The 21108-nt window shown below is 60.4% G+C and carries 28 protein-coding genes, 1 tRNA gene and 1 pseudogene; 23 read left to right on the top strand and 7 right to left on the bottom strand.

The features are described 5' to 3' along the window. Window positions 1–57 precede the first annotated feature (57 nt). Entirely contained in the window at window positions 58–1281 is a 1224-nt protein-coding gene (locus tag ACTZWY_RS18070) for an acyl-CoA dehydrogenase (RefSeq protein ID WP_444792106.1), read from the bottom strand. A gap of 104 nt (window positions 1282–1385) precedes the next feature. Here ACTZWY_RS18070 and ACTZWY_RS18065 point away from each other — a divergent pair, with 104 nt between their 5' ends. The 7 genes from ACTZWY_RS18065 to ACTZWY_RS18035 all read left to right on the top strand — a co-directional run bounded on the left by ACTZWY_RS18065 (window position 1386) and on the right by ACTZWY_RS18035 (window position 8516). Further along, complete coding sequence (locus tag ACTZWY_RS18065) at window positions 1386–2303, top strand: LysR family transcriptional regulator (RefSeq protein ID WP_444792105.1); 918 nt, start codon at window positions 1386–1388, stop codon at window positions 2301–2303. A 116-nt stretch (window positions 2304–2419) separates the two neighbouring features. Further along, window positions 2420–3565: a cation diffusion facilitator family transporter gene (locus tag ACTZWY_RS18060; RefSeq protein WP_444792104.1), complete on the top strand. Its 1146-nt coding sequence runs from the start codon at window positions 2420–2422 to the stop codon at window positions 3563–3565. 24 nt (window positions 3566–3589) lie between these two features. Beyond that, complete coding sequence (gene radA / locus ACTZWY_RS18055) at window positions 3590–4948, top strand: DNA repair protein RadA (protein ID WP_444792103.1); 1359 nt, start codon at window positions 3590–3592, stop codon at window positions 4946–4948. 45 nt (window positions 4949–4993) lie between these two features. Then, on the top strand, window positions 4994–5545 hold the full coding sequence (locus ACTZWY_RS18050; protein ID WP_444792102.1) for a CvpA family protein: 552 nt from the start codon (window positions 4994–4996) through the stop codon (window positions 5543–5545). 112 nt (window positions 5546–5657) lie between these two features. Beyond that, window positions 5658–6416 (top strand): glycosyltransferase family 25 protein, encoded by a 759-nt coding sequence (locus ACTZWY_RS18045; RefSeq protein ID WP_444792101.1) that lies wholly within the window; start codon window positions 5658–5660, stop codon window positions 6414–6416. 238 nt (window positions 6417–6654) lie between these two features. Further along, entirely contained in the window at window positions 6655–8106 is a 1452-nt protein-coding gene (purF, locus tag ACTZWY_RS18040; protein WP_444792100.1) for an amidophosphoribosyltransferase, read from the top strand. Next, a complete protein-coding gene (locus tag ACTZWY_RS18035) occupies window positions 8103–8516 on the top strand; it encodes a DUF1284 domain-containing protein (RefSeq protein WP_444792099.1) in 414 nt (137 codons plus the stop codon). The genes purF and ACTZWY_RS18035 overlap by 4 nt, the downstream gene beginning before the upstream one ends. A 315-nt stretch (window positions 8517–8831) precedes the next feature. On the opposite strand, the gene ACTZWY_RS18030 is transcribed toward ACTZWY_RS18035, so the two are convergent. Further along, window positions 8832–9407, bottom strand: coding sequence for a biotin transporter BioY (locus ACTZWY_RS18030; RefSeq protein ID WP_444792098.1), 576 nt, complete (start codon window positions 9405–9407; stop codon window positions 8832–8834). Between the two features lie 261 nt (window positions 9408–9668). Here ACTZWY_RS18030 and rpsF point away from each other — a divergent pair, with 261 nt between their 5' ends. The 14 genes from rpsF (at window position 9669) to ACTZWY_RS17960 (ending at window position 16699) form a co-directional block, all read left to right on the top strand. Further along, window positions 9669–10022: a 30S ribosomal protein S6 gene (gene rpsF, locus ACTZWY_RS18025; RefSeq protein WP_444792097.1), complete on the top strand. Its 354-nt coding sequence runs from the start codon at window positions 9669–9671 to the stop codon at window positions 10020–10022. A gap of 19 nt (window positions 10023–10041) precedes the next feature. Next, window positions 10042–10269, top strand: coding sequence for a 30S ribosomal protein S18 (gene rpsR / locus ACTZWY_RS18020; RefSeq protein WP_005608650.1), 228 nt, complete (start codon window positions 10042–10044; stop codon window positions 10267–10269). 12 nt (window positions 10270–10281) lie between these two features. Then, the gene (gene rplI, locus ACTZWY_RS18015) at window positions 10282–10869 is read left to right on the top strand and encodes a 50S ribosomal protein L9 (protein WP_444792096.1); all 588 of its coding nucleotides are present in this window, start codon (window positions 10282–10284) and stop codon (window positions 10867–10869) included. Window positions 10870–11107: 238 nt separating this feature from the next. Beyond that, the gene (locus tag ACTZWY_RS18010; RefSeq protein ID WP_444792095.1) at window positions 11108–11476 is read left to right on the top strand and encodes an ArsR/SmtB family transcription factor; all 369 of its coding nucleotides are present in this window, start codon (window positions 11108–11110) and stop codon (window positions 11474–11476) included. 146 nt (window positions 11477–11622) lie between these two features. Beyond that, complete coding sequence (locus ACTZWY_RS18005; protein WP_444792094.1) at window positions 11623–12102, top strand: UPF0262 family protein; 480 nt, start codon at window positions 11623–11625, stop codon at window positions 12100–12102. Next, window positions 12103–12561 (top strand): arsenate-mycothiol transferase ArsC, encoded by a 459-nt coding sequence (locus ACTZWY_RS18000; RefSeq protein WP_444792093.1) that lies wholly within the window; start codon window positions 12103–12105, stop codon window positions 12559–12561. It begins immediately after the preceding gene. A 4-nt stretch (window positions 12562–12565) separates the two neighbouring features. Then, window positions 12566–12964 (top strand): ketosteroid isomerase-related protein, encoded by a 399-nt coding sequence (locus ACTZWY_RS17995; RefSeq protein WP_444792092.1) that lies wholly within the window; start codon window positions 12566–12568, stop codon window positions 12962–12964. Continuing rightward, window positions 12961–13548 carry a GNAT family N-acetyltransferase gene (locus tag ACTZWY_RS17990; RefSeq protein ID WP_444792091.1) on the top strand — a complete coding sequence of 196 codons (588 nt, stop codon included), beginning with the start codon at window positions 12961–12963 and terminating at the stop codon, window positions 13546–13548. Before ACTZWY_RS17995 ends, ACTZWY_RS17990 begins: the two co-directional genes overlap by 4 nt. Continuing rightward, the gene (locus ACTZWY_RS17985; protein ID WP_444792090.1) at window positions 13545–14441 is read left to right on the top strand and encodes a carbon-nitrogen hydrolase family protein; all 897 of its coding nucleotides are present in this window, start codon (window positions 13545–13547) and stop codon (window positions 14439–14441) included. Before ACTZWY_RS17990 ends, ACTZWY_RS17985 begins: the two co-directional genes overlap by 4 nt. 67 nt (window positions 14442–14508) lie before the next feature. Next, window positions 14509–14727, top strand: a complete 219-nt coding sequence (gene infA, locus ACTZWY_RS17980) for a translation initiation factor IF-1 (RefSeq protein WP_071470354.1) — start codon at window positions 14509–14511, stop codon at window positions 14725–14727. Between the two features lie 3 nt (window positions 14728–14730). Further along, window positions 14731–15306, top strand: coding sequence for a Maf family protein (locus ACTZWY_RS17975; RefSeq protein ID WP_444792089.1), 576 nt, complete (start codon window positions 14731–14733; stop codon window positions 15304–15306). Next, entirely contained in the window at window positions 15303–16337 is a 1035-nt protein-coding gene (locus ACTZWY_RS17970) for a ribonuclease E/G (protein ID WP_444792088.1), read from the top strand. The genes ACTZWY_RS17975 and ACTZWY_RS17970 overlap by 4 nt, the downstream gene beginning before the upstream one ends. Then, entirely contained in the window at window positions 16328–16516 is a 189-nt protein-coding gene (locus ACTZWY_RS17965) for a DNA gyrase inhibitor YacG (protein ID WP_444792087.1), read from the top strand. The genes ACTZWY_RS17970 and ACTZWY_RS17965 overlap by 10 nt, the downstream gene beginning before the upstream one ends. A 108-nt stretch (window positions 16517–16624) precedes the next feature. Next, window positions 16625–16699, top strand: a tRNA-Phe gene (locus ACTZWY_RS17960). A 44-nt stretch (window positions 16700–16743) separates the two neighbouring features. On the opposite strand, the gene ACTZWY_RS17955 is transcribed toward ACTZWY_RS17960, so the two are convergent. The 3 genes from ACTZWY_RS17955 to ACTZWY_RS17945 are packed head-to-tail and all read right to left on the bottom strand — an operon-like array spanning window position 16744 to window position 18422. Continuing rightward, window positions 16744–17844, bottom strand: a complete 1101-nt coding sequence (locus ACTZWY_RS17955; RefSeq protein ID WP_444792086.1) for a tyrosine-type recombinase/integrase — start codon at window positions 17842–17844, stop codon at window positions 16744–16746. Next, window positions 17844–18080, bottom strand: coding sequence for a hypothetical protein (locus tag ACTZWY_RS17950; protein ID WP_444792085.1), 237 nt, complete (start codon window positions 18078–18080; stop codon window positions 17844–17846). The genes ACTZWY_RS17955 and ACTZWY_RS17950 overlap by 1 nt, the downstream gene beginning before the upstream one ends. Before the next feature lie 15 nt (window positions 18081–18095). Further along, window positions 18096–18422: a hypothetical protein gene (locus ACTZWY_RS17945; RefSeq protein WP_444792084.1), complete on the bottom strand. Its 327-nt coding sequence runs from the start codon at window positions 18420–18422 to the stop codon at window positions 18096–18098. 39 nt (window positions 18423–18461) lie between these two features. Between ACTZWY_RS17945 and ACTZWY_RS17940 the strand changes: the two genes are divergently transcribed. Continuing rightward, complete coding sequence (locus ACTZWY_RS17940; RefSeq protein WP_444792083.1) at window positions 18462–18863, top strand: helix-turn-helix domain-containing protein; 402 nt, start codon at window positions 18462–18464, stop codon at window positions 18861–18863. 80 nt (window positions 18864–18943) lie between these two features. Further along, on the top strand, window positions 18944–19177 hold the full coding sequence (locus tag ACTZWY_RS17935; RefSeq protein ID WP_444792082.1) for a hypothetical protein: 234 nt from the start codon (window positions 18944–18946) through the stop codon (window positions 19175–19177). 401 nt (window positions 19178–19578) lie between these two features. Here ACTZWY_RS17935 and ACTZWY_RS17930 read toward each other — a convergent pair. Then, window positions 19579–19692, bottom strand: a pseudogene (locus ACTZWY_RS17930) (integrase core domain-containing protein); the annotation flags it as partial. A 602-nt stretch (window positions 19693–20294) separates the two neighbouring features. After that, the coding region (locus ACTZWY_RS17925) for an IS110 family RNA-guided transposase (protein ID WP_444792081.1) at window positions 20295–21108 on the bottom strand (814 nt) is incomplete at its 5' end.

Genomic DNA, 21108 nt, shown 5'->3' with positions numbered 1-21108 from the left:
CTGAAAAGGCCGGGCGTCAGCCCGGCGTTTCCAGTTCCGCAAAATGCCGCGCAAGGTTCAGAAAAATGCCTGAAGCCCGGTCTGTGCGCGCCCAAGGATCAGCGCATGCACATCATGGGTGCCTTCATATGTGTTCACGGTTTCCAGATTCATCATGTGGCGGATGACCTGATATTCCTCGGATATGCCATTGCCGCCGTGCATGTCGCGGGCCATGCGGGCAATGTCCAGCGCCTTGCCGCAATTGTTGCGCTTGATCAGGGAAATCATTTCTGGCGCAGCCTGGGCCGCATCCATCAGGCGCCCCACCTGCAGCGCCGCTTGCAGGCCAAGGGCGATTTCGGTCTGCATATCGGCCAGTTTTTTCTGGAACAGTTGCGTTTGCGCCAGTGGTTTGTCGAATTGCTTGCGGTCCAGCCCATACTGGCGCGCGCCGTGCCAGCAAAATTCCGCAGCGCCCATCACCCCCCATGCAATGCCATAGCGCGCGCGGTTCAGGCAGCCAAACGGCCCTTTCAGCCCTTCGACATGGGGCAGCAGGGCATCTTCGCCAACCTCGACCCCGTCCATGACAATTTCGCCCGTGGTGGATGCGCGCAGCGACAGCTTGCCGTCAATCTTGGGGGCGGACAGCCCTTTCATGCCTTTTTCCAGCACAAAGCCGCGAATGCGCCCGCCATGGGCGTCAGATTTGGCCCAGACCACGAACACATCTGCAAAGGGGCTGTTGGATATCCACATCTTGGAACCGCTCAGGCGGTAGCCGTTGGCGGTTTTTTCGGCGCGGGTTTTCATCCCTGCCGGGTCGGACCCTGCATCTGGTTCGGTCAGCCCGAAACACCCGATCAGCGCGCCCGAACACAGGCCGGGCAGGTATTTTTGCCGCTGTTCTTCCGACCCGTAGGCATAGATGGGGTAGATCACCAGGGACGATTGCACCGACATCATGGAGCGATAGCCGGAATCCACGCGCTCAATCTCGCGCGCGATCAGGCCATAGGTGACGTAGGACGCGCCAAGCCCGCCATATTCCTCGGGCAGGGTGGCCCCCAACAGGCCCGCGCCCCCCATCAGGCGGAACAATTCGGGGTCGGCGCGTTCGTCGCGGTAGGCGGCAATCACGCGCGGCTGAAGCGTGGATTGCGCGAAATCCTGCGCCGCATCGCGCAGCATGCGTTCATCCTCGGACAGCTGGCTTTCCAGTCGCAGCGCGTCGTCCCAAGTGAATTTGCCCAGATCGGGGGCGTCTGTGGCTTTCAAGGCGGGCTTGTCCAGGGGCATGGTGTTCGTCCTGTTTGTTATTCCGATTACGCATTCAATACGCGCTGGTTTTGTAAATATAAATGGATTATCTTGCATATGTGCATTCCAAAATGGAATAAATTATGATCTCTCGGCGGTTTCTTCCTTCGATGCAATCCTTGCAGGCATTTGACGCGGTGGTGCGGCTGGGCAGTTTCACTGCGGCTGCGCAGGACCTGGCGCTGACGCAATCGGCTGTGTCGCGGCAGGTGGCGGCACTGGAGGGGCAGTTGGGTCAGGCGCTTTTGCTGCGCGGCAAGCGGTCTGTCACCCCCACTGCCGAAGGGCAGGTTTACGCCAGCGCCGCGCACTCGGTGCTGCAGCAGTTGCAGCAAGCTGCGCTGGCCGTGCAGGGTGCGCAGGACAAGGGGCGCTTGACGCTGGCCATTCTGCCCACATTCGGGACGCGCTGGTTGATTCCGCGTATACCGGGTTTCCTGCGCATGCATCCCGAAATCACGCTGCATTTCACGACGCGCATCGGGCAGTTTGACTTGTTGGCCGAAGGGGTGGATGCCGCTGTTCATGCAGGCCGGCCCGACTGGCCGGGCGCGCATGCGCTGGAATTGTTTGCCGACCGTGTGCAGCCCATGGCGGCGCCCGCGCTGGCGGCTGTGGCGGGGACGCCGCGCGGCGGGTATGCGCCACCGCCTGATATTGTGCGCCTGCCGCGCCTTGCGCTGACCACCCGGCCGCAGGAATGGGACCGCTGGACCGCTGCGCAGGATGTGCCGCCCGCGCCCGCGCCTGACATGGTGTTTGAACATCTGGCCACGCTGGCGCAAGCCTGTATTGCTGGGCTGGGGATTGCCTTGTTGCCGCCCTTTTTGTTTCGCGGGGAATTGGCGGCAGGGGATTTGGTCGCGCTTGGGCCGGATTGGGGGAATGGGGCGGGGTATTGGCTGATGACCCCTGAACAGGGCCGTCAGGGCGCGGCCGTGCGCGCCTTTCGGGATTGGCTTATGACCGAGGTGACACGCGATGACGGGGTATTTGCCTGACTGGCCTTGCATGGTGCGTGTGCTGACGCCTGCATTCCAGCTTGCCACAGGATTGTCAGGCCCGATATGATGGTCTAAAGCGCGCGCCCCTGATGCGTCTTGCCGGATTGATGCCCATGACCAGCCCCAGCCACACCAAGGCCAAAACCCGTGTCACACTGGCGGGGGCTGCAATCAACCTTGTTCTGTCCGTCCTGAAAATTATTGCAGGCGTTGCAATGGCCAGCCCCGCACTGGTTGCGGACGGGTTTCATTCGCTTGGGGATATGGCGTCGGATATCATGGTTCTTTGGGCCTTGCGCCATTCCGCGCGCGCCCCGGATGCAGACCACCCCTATGGCCATGGACGGTTTGAGACATTGGCGACGCTGGCGCTTGCGGCTGTGCTGGCGCTGACTGGCGCAGCGGTCATCTGGGATGCGGCGGGCAGGCTGTCAGGCGCTGCGCAAGTTGCGCCCGGCGCAGTGGCGCTGCTGGTTGTGGGGTTGTCCATCGTTGTGAAAGAAGCGTTGTACCACTACACCTTGCGGGTGGGGCGGGCGACCGGGTCGGCGCTGCTGGAAGCCAATGCCTGGCACCACCGCACCGACGCGCTGTCGTCGGTGGTGGCGCTGGTGGGCATTGGGGCCGCGCAATTCGGCCTTGGTTGGGGGGACCCGCTGGCGGCAATCATCATTGCGCTGATGCTGTTGCATGCGGGGTGGGGGTTTGGCAAAACTGCGGCTGCCGAACTGGTGGACACGCAGGCCCCGGATGATTTGCGCCATGCACTGGAACGCAAGCTGACCGCCACCCCCGGCGTCGAAGGGTTGCGCGATCTGCGCATGCGCAGGCATGGCGCGCAAACACTGGCCGATGTGTCAGTGATGGTGGACCCCCAGATCAGCGTCACCGAAGGACACCGCATTGCCGAAGTGGCGCGTTCGCGCGCGCTGGATGACATTGACGCGCTGTCTGATCTGGTCATCCATGTGGAACCTGCGGGCCATTTTGAAGGGTTTGGTGCCGAAGCGGCCCCCCTGCGCGCCGAAGTGGAAGGCATGATTATGACACTCGCACAGGCGCACCCCATGGTTATGGCCCTGGACACGCTGCGACTGGGGTATTTTGATGATGGCCTGCATGTGGAATTGCTGGCGCAGTTGCGCCCGGAAGCTGACCCGCGCCAGACCGAAGCGCATCTGGCTGAAACCCTGACCCATGCCCTGCCGGAAGTGGCGGTTCTGCGCCTGCACCGTGTCAGCAGCGGCTTGCGCGACTAGCCCGGCCCTGCAATAACGGCGGTCATGGCAAAAGCGCTTCCTCAGTTCACCTGCACCGCCTGTGGCGCAACGCATCGCAAATGGGCGGGGCGTTGCGATGCCTGCGGGGGCTGGAATTGCATCATTGAAGAAGCCCCCATTTCCGCCGGTCCCGGCCCGCGCACCACCAAGGGGCGCCAGATTGCGCTGTCCACGCTGGCGGATTCCGAAGCGCCCCCGCCGCGCCGCACATCTGGCATTGCGGAACTTGACCGTGTGCTGGGGGGCGGGCTGGTTGCGGCGTCGGCCATTCTGGTGGGGGGGGACCCCGGCATCGGCAAATCAACGCTGTTGTTGCAGGCAGTTGCGGCCTTCGCCAATTCGGGGCTGACCTGCATGTATATCTCGGGCGAGGAAGCGGCTGCGCAAGTGCGGCTGCGCGCCGCGCGCCTTGGGCTGTCACAAGCGCCGGTGAAATTGGGCGCGGAAACCAACCTGCGCGATATTCTGACCACCGTGGACAGTGAACGCCCCGATCTGGTGGTGATTGATTCGATTCAGACCATGTGGCTGGACAGTGTGGACAGCGCGCCGGGGTCCGTGTCGCAGGTGCGCGCGGCGGCTCACGAACTTGTCAGCTTTGCCAAGCGGCGGGGCGTGTCGGTCATCATTGTGGGCCATGTCACGAAGGAAGGGCAGATTGCCGGCCCGCGTGTGGTGGAACACATGGTCGACACTGTGCTGTATTTCGAAGGCGAGCGGGGCCACCAGTTCCGCATTCTGCGCGCGGTCAAGAACCGCTTTGGCCCCGCTGATGAAATTGGCGTGTTCGAAATGACAGGTATGGGGCTGGCCGAAGTGGCAAACCCGTCTGCATTGTTCTTGTCCGAACGCGGCACGCCAGCGCCCGGTTCTGTGGTTTTTGCCGGGATTGAAGGCACACGCCCCATGCTGACGGAAATTCAGGCATTGGTCGCGCCATCCCCGCTTGGCACCCCGCGCCGCACGGTTGTGGGGCTGGATTCCGCGCGCCTGTCCACAATTCTGGCGGTTCTGGAAGCGCGCTGTGGTATCCCGTTTGCGGGAATGGACGTGTTTTTGAACGTCGCAGGCGGGATGCGGGTGCATGAACCCGCCGCCGACTTGGCGGTGGCCTGCGCGCTTTTATCGGCGCGCGAAGACATTGCCCTTCCCGCCGATACAGTGGTTTTCGGGGAAATCAGCCTGTCGGGGGCGCTGCGCCCCGTCAGTCAGACCGAAAACAGGTTGAAAGAGGCGCAGAAACTTGGTTTCTGCGCAGCAATCGCGCCGACACTTGCAAAACCATTGGGCGTGGACGAAATGACATTGCGCCAAATGCCGGATCTGACCGAGGTGGTCGGCCAGATCTTCGGCGCAGGCTGAACAGAAACGTCAGGGCCATCCATAAGCGCCCACAGGGAGACAGTCATGGAAGGCTTTACGATTATCGACGGCGGTGTTGCGGTCATTATCATCGTATCGGGCATTCTGGCCTATTCGCGCGGTTTCATGCGCGAAGCGATGGCCATTCTGGGGTGGGTGGCGGCCGCAGTGCTGGCCTATGTGCTGGCCCCTGCGGCGCAACCTTTGGTGCGCGAAATTCCCTTTGTGGGGGGCTTTCTGGGGGACAGTTGCGAATTGTCTGTGATTGCGGCCTTTGCGGTGGTTTTTGCTGTGGCGCTGTTGCTGGCATCGCTGTTCACGCCGCTGTTTTCGTCCTTCGTGCGCAATTCCGCGCTGGGCGGGCTGGATCAGGCGCTGGGCTTTTTGTTCGGGGTGGCGCGCGGGGTGCTGCTGGTGGCGATTGCGCTTCTGGTGTTTGACCGCGCCGTTCCGGCGGGGTCTGTCGATATGGTCGAAAATTCGCGGTCTGCGGCGGTGTTCGGGCAATTGTCGGGCAATCTGAATGATGCTGTGCCCCATGATGCGCCGAACTGGCTGGTGCAAAAATACGAAGAACTGGTCGCCGTGTGCAATTGATGGCACGGTTGCGCGCAGGGGCTTGCACGACGATCTGTGGCCCTTGCGCGCAATAATTCGGCAAAGGCCGTTGTATAGTTTGTAATAAGTTATTTTCACATCAGGGGTTACGGTGAAATTTGTTGCTTATGTGATCAATCTTGAAAGCTCCGGCCAGCGGCGGGACCACGCAGCCAGACAGCTTGACGCTGCAGGTATACCGTATGAATTCGTCAAGGCGCTGGATGCACGTTGCCAGGCACCGCAGGAGTTCCCGGAATATAATGAGGGGAAAGCCATCGCCTTCATTGGTCGCCCGCTGACCAGCGGCGAAGTGGGATGTTATCTAAGTCACCTGCACTGCCTTAGGCATTTTCTGGAAACAGATAATGAGTATTGCTATGTGTTCGAGGATGATTTTCAGATCATCCCGCAGTGCACGGCATGGTTTCACAGTATTCCCGCAGCCATCCAGACGGCGGGTCTGGATGTGGATATTGTCAATCTGGCCAGACGCCAAAGGCGATATTCGCGCCGCGTGCTGGATACGGATGCCGGGGCGCTGGAACAGAATTTCTACTTTCCGATTTCTGCCATCGGTCTGCTTTGGTCCAGAAAAGGGGCCCGCGCGTTTCTTGAGTACGGGTCAGAAATCCATGCGCCGGTTGATATCTTCTTTCGAAGCCTTTTTTCGCGCAAGGGAACAGGTTTCGCGCTGGCAATGCCGCTGATAACGCAGGCCACATTTGCCAGTGACATTGATGCAGTGAAATCCGAACTGTCGCTGCCGCGCCCCAGACCCCCAAAGAATTTGCTGTTTTTCCTGCGCAACGCAAGGCGGCGATACCTTTGCTACGCGCATGCTTTTCGAAACAAGTATCTGTCTGGCTGAGGCCACCCACGCGACGAATGGCCCCCGAAATGGCGCGGTGTCGCGGAACAGCCAAGGCGTTGCCACGGCGCAGCCTGCGTGCAACACTCTGGTTCGCAATGACCGGAACTGGTGGCCACATGCCCGTAAACGGGGCGCGCGTGCCATTTCGGGGGCGGCTTTTGTGCATCAAGGCGTGACAGTCCCCCCCCGATACGATAGAGGGTGCGCGACATAGCAGACAGGAGCACATGCGCCCATGCTCAGCCACCCTTTCGATGATGACAAGCTACGCGAAGAATGCGGTGTGTTTGGTTGCATCGGTCTGGAAGATGCCGCAAATTTCGTGGCCCTTGGACTTCATGCCTTGCAGCACAGGGGGCAGGAAGCTGGCGGGATCATCACCCATCACCCCGAATCGGGCTTTCACTCTGCCCACAGATTCGGCCTTGTGCGCGACAATTTCACCAAGTCTGGCGTGATCGAAGGGCTGCCGGGATCGATTGGGATAGGGCATGTGCGCTATTCCACCGCCGGTTCCAAAGGGGCCACACAGATTCGTGATGTCCAGCCCTTCTTTGGCGAATTTGCCATGGGGGGGGCGGCGCTTGCGCATAATGGCAATATCACCAATGCCGAAAGCATCCGCCGCGAACTGATCGAACGCGGGTCGATTTTCCAGTCCAGTTCCGACAGCGAATGCCTGATCCACCTGATGGCGCGGTCGTTCCAGAAAACGATTCCCGAACGCATGAAGGACGCGCTGCGCCGTGCCGAAGGGGCGTTTTCCATTGTGGCGATGACGCGCACCAAACTTATCGGGGTACGCGATCCGCTGGGCGTGCGCCCGCTGGTGCTGGGGCGTTTGGCCAATGGCTGGGTGCTGGCATCGGAAACCTGCGCGCTGGACATTATCGGCGCGGAATTCGAACGCGAGATTGACCCCGGCGAAATGGTTGTCATCAGCGCCAAGGGCGTGGAAAGCATGCGCCCTTTCGGCCTGAAAAAGCCACGCTTTTGTATCTTTGAACATGTCTATTTCTCGCGGCCTGACAGTTTCTTTGCGGGCAGGTCGGTTTATGAAACACGCCGCCAGATCGGGGTTGAACTGGCGCGTGAAGCGCCGGTTGACGCTGACATGGTTTGCCCCGTGCCCGATAGCGGCACGCCTGCGGCCATTGGTTACAGTCAGGAATCGGGCATACCTTTTGCATTGGGGATCACGCGCAACCAGTATATGGGGCGCACCTTCATTGAGCCGTCGCAACAGATCCGGTCCATGGGGGTGCGGTTGAAGCTGAATGTCAACCGCGCGCTGATCCGTGGCAAGCGCATCATTCTGGTGGATGATTCGGTGGTGCGTGGCACCACCAGCCAGAAGATCAAGGAAATGATCCTTGAAGCGGGCGCGGCCGAGGTGCATTTCCGCATCGCATCGCCGCCCACAGCTTGGCCGTGTTTTTACGGGGTCGATACGCCGGAACGCGAAAAATTGCTGGCGGCCACCATGACCGAAGACGAAATGCGCGACCATATCGGGGTGGACAGTCTGCGGTTTGTGTCGCTGGACGGGTTGTATCGTGCAGCAGGCGAACCAGACGGGCGCAACACATCCTGCCCGCAATATTGCGATGCATGTTTTTCAGGCGAATACCCGGTGGCACCGCAAGACATGATTGAACGCGGGTTCATCCCTAAAGCGGCGGAATGACCAGGCCTGTCCAGTTTCGCCCGCATCATTTTCTGTGTGCGCTGGGGTTTCAGGGCAAAGGGTATTCGGACAGGTTCACGCAAAACATGGCCGGTGTGGTTGCGCAATTGCGCGGTCCTGATGGCGGGAACACGCGCATTGCCGTAACCGCGCAGGCCGACAGCATTTGCGCGCCTTGCCCGCACCGGCGCGGCCAGTCCTGCGCGAAGGCCGCGCAGATCGCTGCATTGGATGCGCGCCATGCGCAGGCATTGGGGCTTCAACCTGGCCAGTGCCTGACCTGGGCCGAGGTGCAATTGCGTATCCGTGCGCATGTCCCGCCGGGGTCATTGCGCGATTTATGCGCAGGGTGCCAGTGGCTGGACTTCGGGTTATGCGAAGCGGCGTTGTCCGAACTGCATCGGAATTAGGGCAGGGCGCCGGGATGCGGGGTGGATTTGGCCTTTTGCAGACATTGGGAATGCCCAAGGTGCGGAGCAAAGGCCGCAGGTGGCCCGCGCCATCGGCGGGCCGTCCCGCGGCCTGCCGATTTCGCCAGCGACATGCCAAGCCTTTCAACTCAGGAGTATGCCGCCTGCATAAAGTGAATTTCTGTAGCGTGGGACCGGCAGACCCCGGCCCGCCGCTGGTGCGGGCTTGATCCAAGCGCGACTGTCCGCAAAAGGCCAAGTTCGGTATAAAAAAGGCGGGCACATGGCCCGCCTTTTGTGTTTTTTGGCATTAGCTTAGCCAACGCGCGATTTCAGCGCTGCCCAGGCCCCTGTGGCAATCAGCGCAGCCACTGCCGATTTCACGACACCGCCCAACTGGAACGGCAGCGCGCCCGCCATGAAGGCCGCTTCAAGGTCAAGCGGGGTGATGGTCCACAGCCACAACACGCCGGGGATGAACAGCAACAGCGCGGGAATCAGCGCGGCAAGGAACAGGCGCGCGAAACCACGGTTCATGCCGCGTTCCACCAGAAAACCTGTCAGCCATGCCATGGCGACAAACCCCAGCAGAAACCCGCCTGTGGGACCAACCAGATGCACGGCTCCGGCTGCGCCACCCGCAAACACCGGAAAGCCCATCGCGCCCTGTGCCAGATAGGTGACCAGTGTTGCCGCCGCCAGACGCGCGCCATAGGTCAGCCCGATCAGCGAGATGACAAGTGTCTGAAGGGTCATGGGCACCGGAAACATCGGCACGCTGATCTGTGCGGACATGGCCACCAGAACCGAACCGAACAGAACCATCGCCACCTTGCGCGCAATGGTGTCATTGCCGCCAAGTGCTGTGACCAAGGGTGTAGTATGAGCCATGATGGACCCCTCTTGTTTGCAAACCGTTACATCCGGTTATGCGGAAACTTCGACCATATGGCAAGCGGCGCAATCTGCGTTAGCGCCAATACATGCGGTCTTTGCGCTGTCGTGCGGGTGAATGCCCCTTGCATGGCCAGACCAACTGCCGTAAGGCAACCCAGTCTTTCCACGAGCAATGGAACCGGTGCAGCTCTCGTAGGTGGGGGTGGAAAGATGGCCCGCCTTTTGAAATGCACCACATATATGATTGGAGATCGCATGCCGCTATACGAGCATGTCATGATCGCGCGTCAGGATCTGTCGAACACACAGGCCGAAGCGCTGATCGAACATTTTGGCGCAATTCTGGCCGATAATGGCGGAAAACTCGTGGAACACGAGTATTGGGGCGTCAAGACGATGGCCTACAAGATCAACAAGAACCGCAAAGGGCATTATGCCTTCCTGCGCACCGATGCGCCTGCCAGCGCCGTGCAGGAAATGGAACGTCTGATGCGTTTGCATGATGACGTGATGCGGGTTCTGACAGTCAAGGTCGACGCCCATGAAGAAGGGCCTTCTGCCCAGATGCAGAAACGTGACGAGCGCGAACCGCGCCGTCGTGCGTCCTGATTCAGTAGGAGTATAAGACATGGCTGCAAAACCATTTTTCCGCCGTCGCAAAGTGTGCCCCTTCTCTGGTGAGAATGCGCCCAAGATCGACTACAAGGACACACGCCTGCTTCAGCGCTACATTTCCGAGCGCGGCAAGATCGTCCCATCGCGCATTACCGCCGTTTCTGCAAAGAAACAGCGTGAATTGGCCCGTGCCATCAAGCGCGCCCGCTTCCTGGCACTTCTGCCTTACGCAGTGAAATAAGGAGAACGAGACATGCAAGTGATCCTTCTTGAACGCGTGGCCAAGCTGGGCCAGATGGGCGACGTTGTGAACGTCAAGCCCGGTTACGCGCGTAACTATCTGTTGCCGCAAGGCAAGGCGCTTCGTGCGTCTGATGACAACATCAAATCCTTCGAGTCCCGCAAGGCGGAACTGGAAGTCCAGAACCTTGAAACCCGCAAGGAAGCGCAGGCCGTGGCCGAGCGTCTGGATGGCGAAACCTATGTCGTAATCCGTCAGGCGTCTGATGGCGGTGCGCTGTATGGTTCGGTTAGCCCGCGCGACGTGACCGAGCTGTTGGCCGAAGCCGGTGTTACCATTGAGCGCCGTCAGGTTGTCATTCCCACGCCGATCAAATCGCTTGGTCTGCATGCGGCAACATTGTCGCTGCACCCCGAAGTGGAAGCGACAATTCAGTTGAACGTGGCCCGTTCGGTTGAAGAAGCCACGCTGCAGGCATCGGGCAAATCGATTCAGGAACTGGCTGCTGAAGAAGAAGCCGCTGCCGAATTCGAAATCTCGGAATTGTTTGATGATATCGGCGCTGCCGGTATGGATGACGACGATTCCCGCGAAGACTAAGACCGCCTTTATGTAACCGGGGCGCCCGCTGAACAGGTTTCGGCGGGCGCTTTTCTTTTGGCGGCGGCACGATTTCGCGCAATCGCGGCTGTTTGGGGGCAGGGATTGCGCATGTTTGCCCGTGTTGCTTGCATTCGGCGGGAAATTCCCTACATATTCGTTTTAATGCAATTGTTGTGCGCAGTATCGCGTGCGGCTGCGGCCCGGCCAGCCTTTGCCGGGGTCCTAGAGGTGAGCCATGAAGCTTGACAGCACCATCGCAGATGATCTGCTTGAGATGCGCGATGACAGCCCCGAGGGGGTTGCCCCTTTGGATATGAATGAGCAGGCGCAGGCCGCGTCAAGCTTCCTGAAGGCACTGGCGCACGAAGGGCGGCTGATGATTTTATGCCATCTGTCTTCTGGCGAAAAATCGGTGACGGAACTGGAACAGCTTTTGCAATCGCGTCAGGCTGCCGTCAGCCAGCAATTGGCGCGGTTGCGGCTGGAAGGGTTGGTGGCGTGCCGCCGCGAGGGCAAGACTATCTATTACTCGCTGCACGACCAGCGCGCCGCGCGCATTATCGAAGTTGTCTATGACATGTTCTGCGCCACTGCGAAAACATAGCTGAACGCCACAGCGGGGCGCTGTGCGCCCGCGCATATTTCAGGCCGCACAATCATGGGCATGTCGGCCCCGCAGCCGGTTTAGCGTCTTGCACATGGCGTCGGGACGGGGCATTTATTTGGCATGCCCCAGTGTAAAGAGCGATGATGAGCCGGATTTGCCAGATAGATATTGACGATTGCGGATTGCCCACCCCTACACCAGAGGTGGAGCAGGAACGCAAGGTTGCAGTGTTCGACCTGCTGGAAGACAACAGCTTTGCGCTGATTGCCCGCGATGGCAAGGACGCGCCAGAAGGCCCTTTTGTCATGCGGCTTGGTATTCGTGAGCGGCGGCTTGTCATCGACATCAAGAACGAAAGCGGCGCACAGGTCGGCGAATTGCAATTGTCGCTTGGGCCGTTCCGGCAGGTGGTCAAGGATTACTACCAGATTTGCGGCAGCTATTTCGATGCGGTCAAACGCCTGCCGCCCAGCCAGATAGAAGCCATCGACATGGCGCGGCGCGGCATCCACAACGAAGGCGCGCGCATTTTGCAAGAACGCCTTGAAGGCAAGGCCCAGATGGACACCCCGACCGCGCGCCGCCTGTTCACCCTGGTTTGCGTTTTGCATTTCGGGGGCTGAATGGTGCATTGCATTCCTTCTTCGATATTGTTTTGTTGCGACCACAATTCTGTGCGTTCGCCCATCGCAGAAGGGTTGATGAAAAAAATGTACGGGCAGCGTGCCTATGTGCAATCCGCAGGGGTGAAAAGTGACCGTGATATTGACGGATTTTCCATTGCCGTCAGTGCGGAAGACGGGGTTGAACTGGACCACCACCGCGCGCGGTCTTTTGATGAAATGATTGAATGGGGCGATGATCTGGGCGGGTTCGACCTGATTGTTGCGCTGTCGCCCGCCAGCCAGCGACAGGCGTTGGAATTGACGCGCTTTGCCCATATCGATGTGGAATACTGGCCGATCATGGACCCCTCTGGCCTTGGTGAAACGCGAGAGGCAAAGTTGGACGCCTACCGCCAGACCCGCGACCAGATCAAGGAACGCTTGCTGGCCAGATTCGGCCCGCCAACGGAAAGGTAACCCCATGAGCCGGGAAATCATCAACCGCTATTTCGAAGCCTTCAACACAGGCGACACTGACACCATGCTGGCATTGGTCAGCGATGATGTGGAACATTTCGTCAATCAAGGCGAGATGCGCAAGGGCCGCGCGTTGTTTGCCGAATTCTGCGCGCATATGGGTGTCAGCTACCGCGAACAGCTGCGCGATATGGTGATTTTCGTCAATGACCACGGCACGCGCGCAGCGGCGGAATTCACGGTGCATGGGGAATACCTGCAAACTGATCCGGGCCTTCCAGCGGCCACAGGGCAGACATATGTTCTGCCTGCGGGGTCGTTTTTTGCGCTGAAAGGCGACAAAATCACGCGCATCACGACCTATTACAACCTTCAGGACTGGATTGCACAGGTTTCGGCATGAGCCTTCGGTTTGCGGCCTTGTCGGCGGCCGATATCGATCCGGTCATTGATGGTCTGGCAGCGTTGCGGATCAGGGTGTTCCGTGACTGGCCATATCTATACGATGGCGATCTGGACTATGAACGCAGCTATTTGCGCGTGTATCGGGACAATCCGCGCGCTGTTGTGGTTGCGGCCTTTGACGGGGACGCATTGGTGGGCGCGGCAACTGGCCTGCCCATGGCGGATGCGGATGCGGAATTTGCGGCGGCCTTCGCGGAGGGTGCACAGGACATGTCGCAAATCTTCTATTGTGCGGAATCGGTATTGTTGGCGCAATATCGCGGGCAGGGGGCGGGGCACCGTTTCTTTGACCTGCGCGAAGCGCATGCGCGCGCCCACGGGTTCGGGCACGCGGCGTTTTGCAGTGTGATGCGGCCCCATGACCACCCCGCGCGCCCCGCTGGCTATACCCCGCTGGACAGCTTCTGGCGCAAGCGTGGCTATGCCCCCTTGGCCGGGGTCGTTGCGCAGTTCCACTGGCGCGATGTCGGGGAACCGGGCGAAAGCGCCAAACCCCTGCAATTCTGGATGAAACACCTATGAAAATAGCCGCCGCCGCCTATCCGCTGGATTTTTTGCCTGATTGGGCCGCCTATGACCGCAAGCTGACGGACTGGGTTGCGCGGGCCGTGGCCCAAGGCGCGGATTTGCTGGTTTTCCCGGAATATGCGGCCATGGAACTGGCCAGCCTTGGGGGCGCAGCCGTGGCCGCCGATCTGGAGGCGGCGCTGCATCAGGTCATGTCCCACCACGCGGCGGTTACCGACCTGCATTGCCGTTTGGCCGCCGCGCATGGTGTGCATATCCTTGGGGGCAGTGGCCCGGCCATGGCAGGGGGGGCGCGCCCGGTCAACCGGGCGGTTCTGTATGGGCCTGATGGGGTCATCGGCCATCAGGACAAGCAAATCATGACGCGGTTTGAACGCGAAAACTGGGACATTGCGCCGGGGCAGGGGCTTCGGGTGTTCGACACGGCCTTGGGGAAAATCGGCATCATCACCTGTTATGACAGTGAATTCCCCCTTCTGGCGCGCGCCTTGGCGGAGGCGGGCGCTGAAATTCTGCTGGCCCCGTCCTGCACCGAAACACTGGCGGGATATACGCGCGTGAAGGTGGGCGCGATGGCGCGTGCGCTGGAAAACCAGTGCATTGTGGTGCATGCGCCAACAGTGGGCGCGGCCCCGTGGTGCCCTGCCGTGGACATGAACACTGGCGCGGCGGCGGTCTATGGTCCGCCCGATCTGGGTTTCCCCGAAACCGGAATACTGGCGCAAACGGCGCTGAACCAGCCCGGCTGGGCATGCGCGCAAATTGAACCGGCCGCTGTTGCACGGGTGCGCCGCGACGGCGCTGTTTTGAACCACGCGCACTGGAAAGAACAGAAAAACCGCCTTCTTGCCGCAATAGAAGTGGTCAAACCGCCATATAGCGCTTGAAAAAGGCCCGAATTGGGATCATTTAAGCGACGCGCAATTCTGCGCTGTCTTTAAGTACGGAGTCACCATGGCCAAGGAAGAACTGCTCGAATTTCCAGGCGTCGTGAAGGAGCTCCTGCCAAATGCGACGTTTCGGGTCGAGCTGGAAAACGGCCATGAGATCAACGCACATATGGCAGGCAAGATGCGCAAGAACCGCATCCGTGTTCTGGTCGGCGACAAGGTTCAAGTCGAAATGACCCCTTATGACCTGACCAAGGGTCGTATCAACTACCGTTTCAAATAAGGCATGCGCCTTATTCTTGGGTCTGCAAGTCCGCGGCGGCGTGAAATTCTGGCACAGCTTGGCATTGTGCCCGACGCGATAACCGCGGCAGATATTGACGAAACCCCGCATCGCCAGGAATTGCCGCGCCCCTATTGTGAACGGGTCACGCGCGCCAAACTGGATGCAATTCCGGCCGATCCTGATGATATTGTGCTGTGCGCCGATACCACAGTGGCGCTTGGCCGCCGCATTCTGGGCAAGCCGCGCGATGCTGCACAGGCGGCCGAATTCCTGCTGAAACTTGGCGGACGGCGCCATAGTGTGATTACCGCTGTGGCGCTGCGGCGCGGTGACCGCCATTGGTTGCGCACACAAGTCACCAGTGTGAAGATGAAACGCCTGTCCGATGATGAACTTAATGGCTACCTTGCGTCCGGCGAATGGCAGGGCAAGGCAGGCGGGTATGCCATTCAGGGCCGTGGCGGGGCGTTCATCCCGTGGATATCGGGGTCCTATACGGGTGTTATGGGGCTGCCCGCGGTAGAAACCGTGACCTTGTTGCGCGCGGCAGGCTATGACGCCAAGGGGGACGCATGAAAGGCAGTGTAATTGCCCTTGACCAGATCGGCGGCAAGGAAGCCGCCGCCCTGATGATTGACGGGCAACTGGAAGATATATTTGTGGCGCTGCCTGATGGGGTGCTGGCACCGGAAACCATTCTGCGCGGCAAGATGGGCCGCCCCGTCAAGGGGTTGGGCGGCGCGTTTGTGGATTTGCCGGATGGGCAGCGTGGCTTTCTGCGCCAGACCAAGGGCCTGCGCCCCGGTGACGGGGTTCTGGTTCAGGTGTCGGGACTGGCCGAACAGGGCAAGGCTATTCCCGTGACAACGCGCCTGCTGTTCAAAAGCCGCTATGCGATTGTGACCCCCGACGCGCCGGGACTGAACATTTCCCGCCAGATAGTCGATGATGAAATCCGCGCCGTTATGACAGACCTTGCGCAAAGCGCAATGGCAGGGGCGGAAACCGGAATGGGCCTTATTCTGCGCTCGGCCTGCGCGGATGCCGATGATCAGACCATCCTCGAGGATATTGCCCAGATGCGCGGCCTGGCGCAACAGGTGCTGGCCGATCACGCAGGCCCGCCCGAATGCCTGGTCGCAGCCGTTGGCCCGCATATGGCCGCCTGGCGGGACTGGGCCATGCCCGACACGCTGGACGATGCCGCAGGCAGCTTTCAGCGCCACAACGTAACCGAGGCCGTGGACAGCCTGCAACGCGCCCATGTGCCCCTGCCCGGGGGCGCACATATGCATATCGAGGTGACGCGCGCCTTCGTGACGGTCGATGTCAACACTGGCCCCGACACCAGCCCCGCTGCCGGGCTGAAGGCGAATATCGCCTGTGTGCGTGAACTGCCCCGACAGTTGCGCCTGCGCGGTCTGGGCGGGCAGGTCGTGATTGATTTCGCCCCCTGCGCCAAAAAGGACAGGCAGGTTCTGGAACAATCCCTGCAAGCGGCTTTCCGGCGTGACGGGCGCGATACTGTTCTGGCGGGCTGGACGCCGCTTGGCAATTTCGAACTGACGCGCAAGCGCGACCGCGTGGCATTGTCAGCATGTCTTTAGCACGCTGCCCGATCTGCAAGCGCAAGGCGACACAAGCGCTTAAGCCGTTTTGTTCGCAGCGCTGCGCAGATGCAGATCTGGCACTATGGCTGGGTGGCGGATATGCCATCCCCGGACCAGAGGTCGAGGAATTGCCCGATATGGACCTGCCCGACAGGCCCCGGAATTTTTCCAGGTGATTATCCGCGCGTTTTTTCAACAACCCTCTGGACAGCGTGAATTCCCTGACATATGAAGCGCGCACCCAATGCGAAGATGTCGCATTCGTGTGATCTTCACACACCCGTGCCCGGGTAGCTCAGGGGTAGAGCAGTGGATTGAAAATCCTCGTGTCGGTGGTTCGATTCCGCCCCCGGGCACCATTTAACAAGCTGAAATAGTTTGGTTTTGTGGTCATGTTTGGTCCTTACTCGGATCGGGTTTGACGCTTTTCGGGGACAGGTTTGACAATCTTCGCCCGCCTTGCGTTCTCTTTTTCCAGCGTCGCCAGCGTCTCGCGGTTCTTGTCGGCAAGGTTCGCCGACCGCGAATAGTGCCGCGCCATGGACGGTGTTTTCTGCCCCAGCAGGTCCGCGATGCACCGCTCATCAAGCCCCGCCTCGCGCAGCGTCGTAGCAACTGTGTGACGCAGGCCCTTGAGCGTGAGGCGGGGCGCGATCACCCCTTCCTGCGCCAGCCCGGTCTTGAAACGGTGCCAGACGGACGAAAAGACGTCGTAGGTCCAGGCCGCGCCCAGTGAACTGGCCAGCACGGTAGCCGCCTCATGCGCGGGGATGCTGTCGAGGGCGGCCTGCAAGGTCGGGCTGACGGGAATCGCCATCTCTTCCCCCGTCTTCCCGCGCACGCCCCAGATCGTATCACCGTCGATCTGGTCCTTGCGCAGCCTCAGGGCGTCCGACGGGTCGAGCCCGGTATTCATCATCAACGCAAGCGCCACCCGCACATGCGGTTTGGCGCGGGACAGGGCGATGTCGCGCTCCTCGATCGTCCAGGGGCGGTTGGCATAGGCGCGGTCGCGCGGGCGACGCTTGGGGATCACGTCCTTGGCATAGTTGGCGTCGATCAGCCCCTTGGGGATGGCATGGCGGAACACCTCACTCAGCAGGGTGCGCACCATGTTGGCGCGCCGCCAGCCCAGCTTCTTCGCGGCCTTGTCATGGATGCCCGCGATCAGCGGCGTGTCGATCACATGGACCGGCGTGTCGCGGATCGGGGCAACGAAACTCGCGCATTTGCGGTAATCGCGGCGCGTGGCCTCGGCCAGATTGGCGAAATGCCCGGTCTCGAAATAGCCCTTGATCAGCCCGCCCAAGGTGCCCGCGCGGGGGCCCTTTTCCTTCTGCGCCACGGCGATGGCGCGGATCGTCTCGCATTGCGCCAGAAATTCGGCCGACCCCAGCGGCGCCTCGCTCAGATCGATCTTGTGGCCCGTCGCGCGGTGGTAGCAGCGCATCCGGCCGTGGCGATCCTTGAATATCTTGAACCCTTTGACGCGCACATGGGTCATCAGAGCCGGTCCAGAATGTCGTCGCGCGTCATCTCGACATGGTCGGCCTTAATTGTGTCGATCCAGCGATCGATGTCGCGCCGGTCCCACAGCGGCGTGCCGCGCGCCAACTCGACGGGCCGCACCGGGCAGCTTGCCTTGAAATGCTTGATGGCGAGGCCGGCGTAGCTGGCGGCCTCGGATTGTTTCAGCATGCGTTTGTCGATCACGCTGATGTTGAGATTGGTCGTGCCCATCGGCTCTCCCCCTGATCAATTTACACTCGACACCGAACCATCCCTCTCCCTCTCGACCCCGCGCAGCTTCGTGGCGCGCTTCTGGAACCGCTCCCAGCAGGTCATGGTCAGCAGGCGGGTCTTGGGCGTGATCTCGACGAATTCGAGCCGCCCGTCGTTCATCAAGGCACGAATCTGCGCCGTGCTGAGCCCCACAAGGGCACCAAGTTCCTTGGGCGACAGCAGCTTTTCCTGTGACAAACCCCTCTTCTTTCCTGCAAATGGATGAAAACGCATTGAATGCGGTGCCTTGCCGTGGTTCGATGGTGGAACGCAGGCGTTAACGCACAAACGTGCGCTCATATGCGTTCATGCGTCGTGGCAAGCTGTTTGATGTCCAGAATGGTGAATCGTCCGGATACCTACCTCGGCGGCCTCGGCGCGCGCATGGCGATCGCGCGTAACGAGCTTGGCCTGTCGCAGGCCCGGATGGCTGACGCCCTCGGGATGTCGCAGCGCGCTTATCAGAGCTACGAGACCGGCAAACGCTCGATCCCGGTCGAGGCGCTGGTCGATATGCACCGCCAGTTCGGTGTGGACCTGAACTGGATCCTGCTGGGGGTCGAAGCGGTGCGCCCGGGCCATGACCTGGCGGCGCTGGAAGGGTTCGAGACTGCGCTGGACCGCCACCTTGGCGTGACCGGCATCCGCCTGAAAAGCGAGAAACGCGGCGCGATCGTCGCGCGCTGGTCTCGGTCGTTCCTGGAGGTGAAGGAAATCCCCATGGACGACGTCCACACCTGAATCGAATTGTTGAGAGAATGATGATAGAAATCGAGAAGAGCGACGCATGGCTGCGGCACCAGCTGGCGACGGTGGAGCGGATGCAAAGGGATCTGGCGTGCCTTGCGGATCCGGTGATCCGGGCGGTGGGGCTGTGCGGGGTGGCGTATCTGGCGAGTTGGGCGGTGGTGATCGTGCTGGGGGCTGATGCAGGGGCGATGGTGGTCGTGGCGGCGGTGTCTGCGGCTGTGCTGGTACTTGGTGCTCCGGCCTTTGTGTTGGCGGTCGGGGTGGAGCGGTATTTTCGGGGGCGGGTAGAAGACCACATGAGTTAAGAGCAAGCGATTCGCGATCAGCCCATTGCGGACGGTCGGCTCATCTCCGATGGGTCACCTGAGCCCTCCCCCAATCCGGACGATCAACTGTGGCACAATACACCAGTCTGCTTGATAGGTCCTTTCGAGCTGCGAACTCAGATGGATTACTGCTCAAGCCGTTGAGACTGTCGCTTAAAGTGTATCGGGGGCTCAGGTGAACAACGACCAGTACGTTTCTTTGTCAGGACGATTTGTTGAAATCCAATCGACAGACTTTGACAATGAACCAGGTAGCATTTGGGCTTGCTCTCGCAAGCCGCGAAAAAGGCAAAACATGGGAGGAAATTCTTGCGAATGAACCGCCCGGGGTTTACCGGAGGGTGATTTATTCATTTTTCAGGCGACCATATCGAGTGTGTTCAGGTTTGCATGAGACACGCCCCCTCTGCTTCGTTCGGTGTGATGTATCCGATGGCGCTGTGCAGGCGTATCTTGTTATACCAGTGGATCCACTTGAGAGTTTCCCAATTGACTTAGCCGACCGATTTCCATGGGCCGAGAAACTTGATGATCTCAGTCTTGAACATATGGAGGGGGCCGTGGCCCCAGTGGGGCCGCGTAAGCCCCGGAATGGATGACACATTCGGCCAAGGCATTGATGCTCCTATATTTGTCAAGCGACAGGAGCGAGGGTCGGTGGGGCGCAGAGGGCACGGTATATTTTGCATACGATGTAGCGTTTAATGCAGCGTACGATTTCGCGTCGGCTTTTTCCCTCCGCCGTTCGTCTCGTAGCATAGGCCTTGGTTCTCTCATCATCGCGCATGCGCACATGTATGGATGGCTCCCGCGGGGCAAGGGCTTTTCGGGTGATGCTGGCGTGGCTTCGGTTGCGGCCATGTATACGGCGTCTGAGTTGCAGCACATTGGCTGCGCGCCCTGATGAAAGTCCGCGGTCGATCTGGTCCCAATCAATGGCACGCGCTGCAAGGCGCTCCGGTCCGAACAGGGTGTCCTTGGCGATATGTCCGTCATTTGCCATCATCTCGTCACACCGAAGGCGTGCCACTCATGCAGGGCGCGCCTCTGGCGCGACGCACTTGCCTTCTTGGTAGGGGTTGTGCCCCTGTCTTGGTCAGGCGGCTTGCGCCGCCCGGAATTCGGTCTTGTTCTTCATCAGCGCATATGCCGTGCGCGCCATGCGGTTGGCCAGGGCGATCGCGGCCTGTTTGGGCTTCTTGCGGATGATGATCTTCCACAACCAGTCTTCCCCTGCCTCGCCCCGTCGGCGTGCGCTGATTTGTGCAATGGCGCCCAGATACAGGAGCCTGCGCAGGTATCTGTTGCCCATCTTGGAAATGCGCCCCAACCGTTCCTTGCCGCCCGTCGAATGCGGCCTTGGCGTCAGTCCCAACCATGCGGACAGGTCTCTGCCCGACTTGAACTCGGCGATGTGGGGCAGTGCGGAGACGAGGGCACTTGCGGTGATTGGCCCGATGCCTGGGATCGTCTGCAGACGCTGCGCGGCGTCATTGGCCTTGGCGTCTGCGCGAATGTCTGCTGTCAGGGCCTCGATCTTCTTCTGTGTATCGACCAGTTGATCAGCGAGCAGGCTCAGGGCCTTATGCGCCGGTGCGGGCAGGTTCGCCTGCTCACAAGCAATAATCAGACGCTCGACATTGTGGATGCCCTTTGGCACGACAATCCCGAACTCACCCAGATGCGCACGCATGGCGTTCACAATCTGGGTCTGCTGACGCACCAGAAATTCCCGCGCCTTATGGGTCATCAGTAATGCCTGCGTGTCCTCACTCTTCACGGGAACAAATCGCATGGACGGGCGCGACACGGCTTCGCAGATCGCCTCGGCATCGGCAGCATCGGTTTTACCCCGTTTCACATAGCCCTTCACGTAGCTTGGCTGCATCAGTCGCACCTCATGGCCAAAC

This window comes from Roseinatronobacter sp. NSM (genome assembly GCF_052379845.1).
In the GTDB taxonomy this organism is placed as follows: Bacteria; Pseudomonadota; Alphaproteobacteria; order Rhodobacterales; family Rhodobacteraceae; genus Roseinatronobacter.
This window is presented reverse-complemented; position numbering and strand designations above follow the sequence as displayed.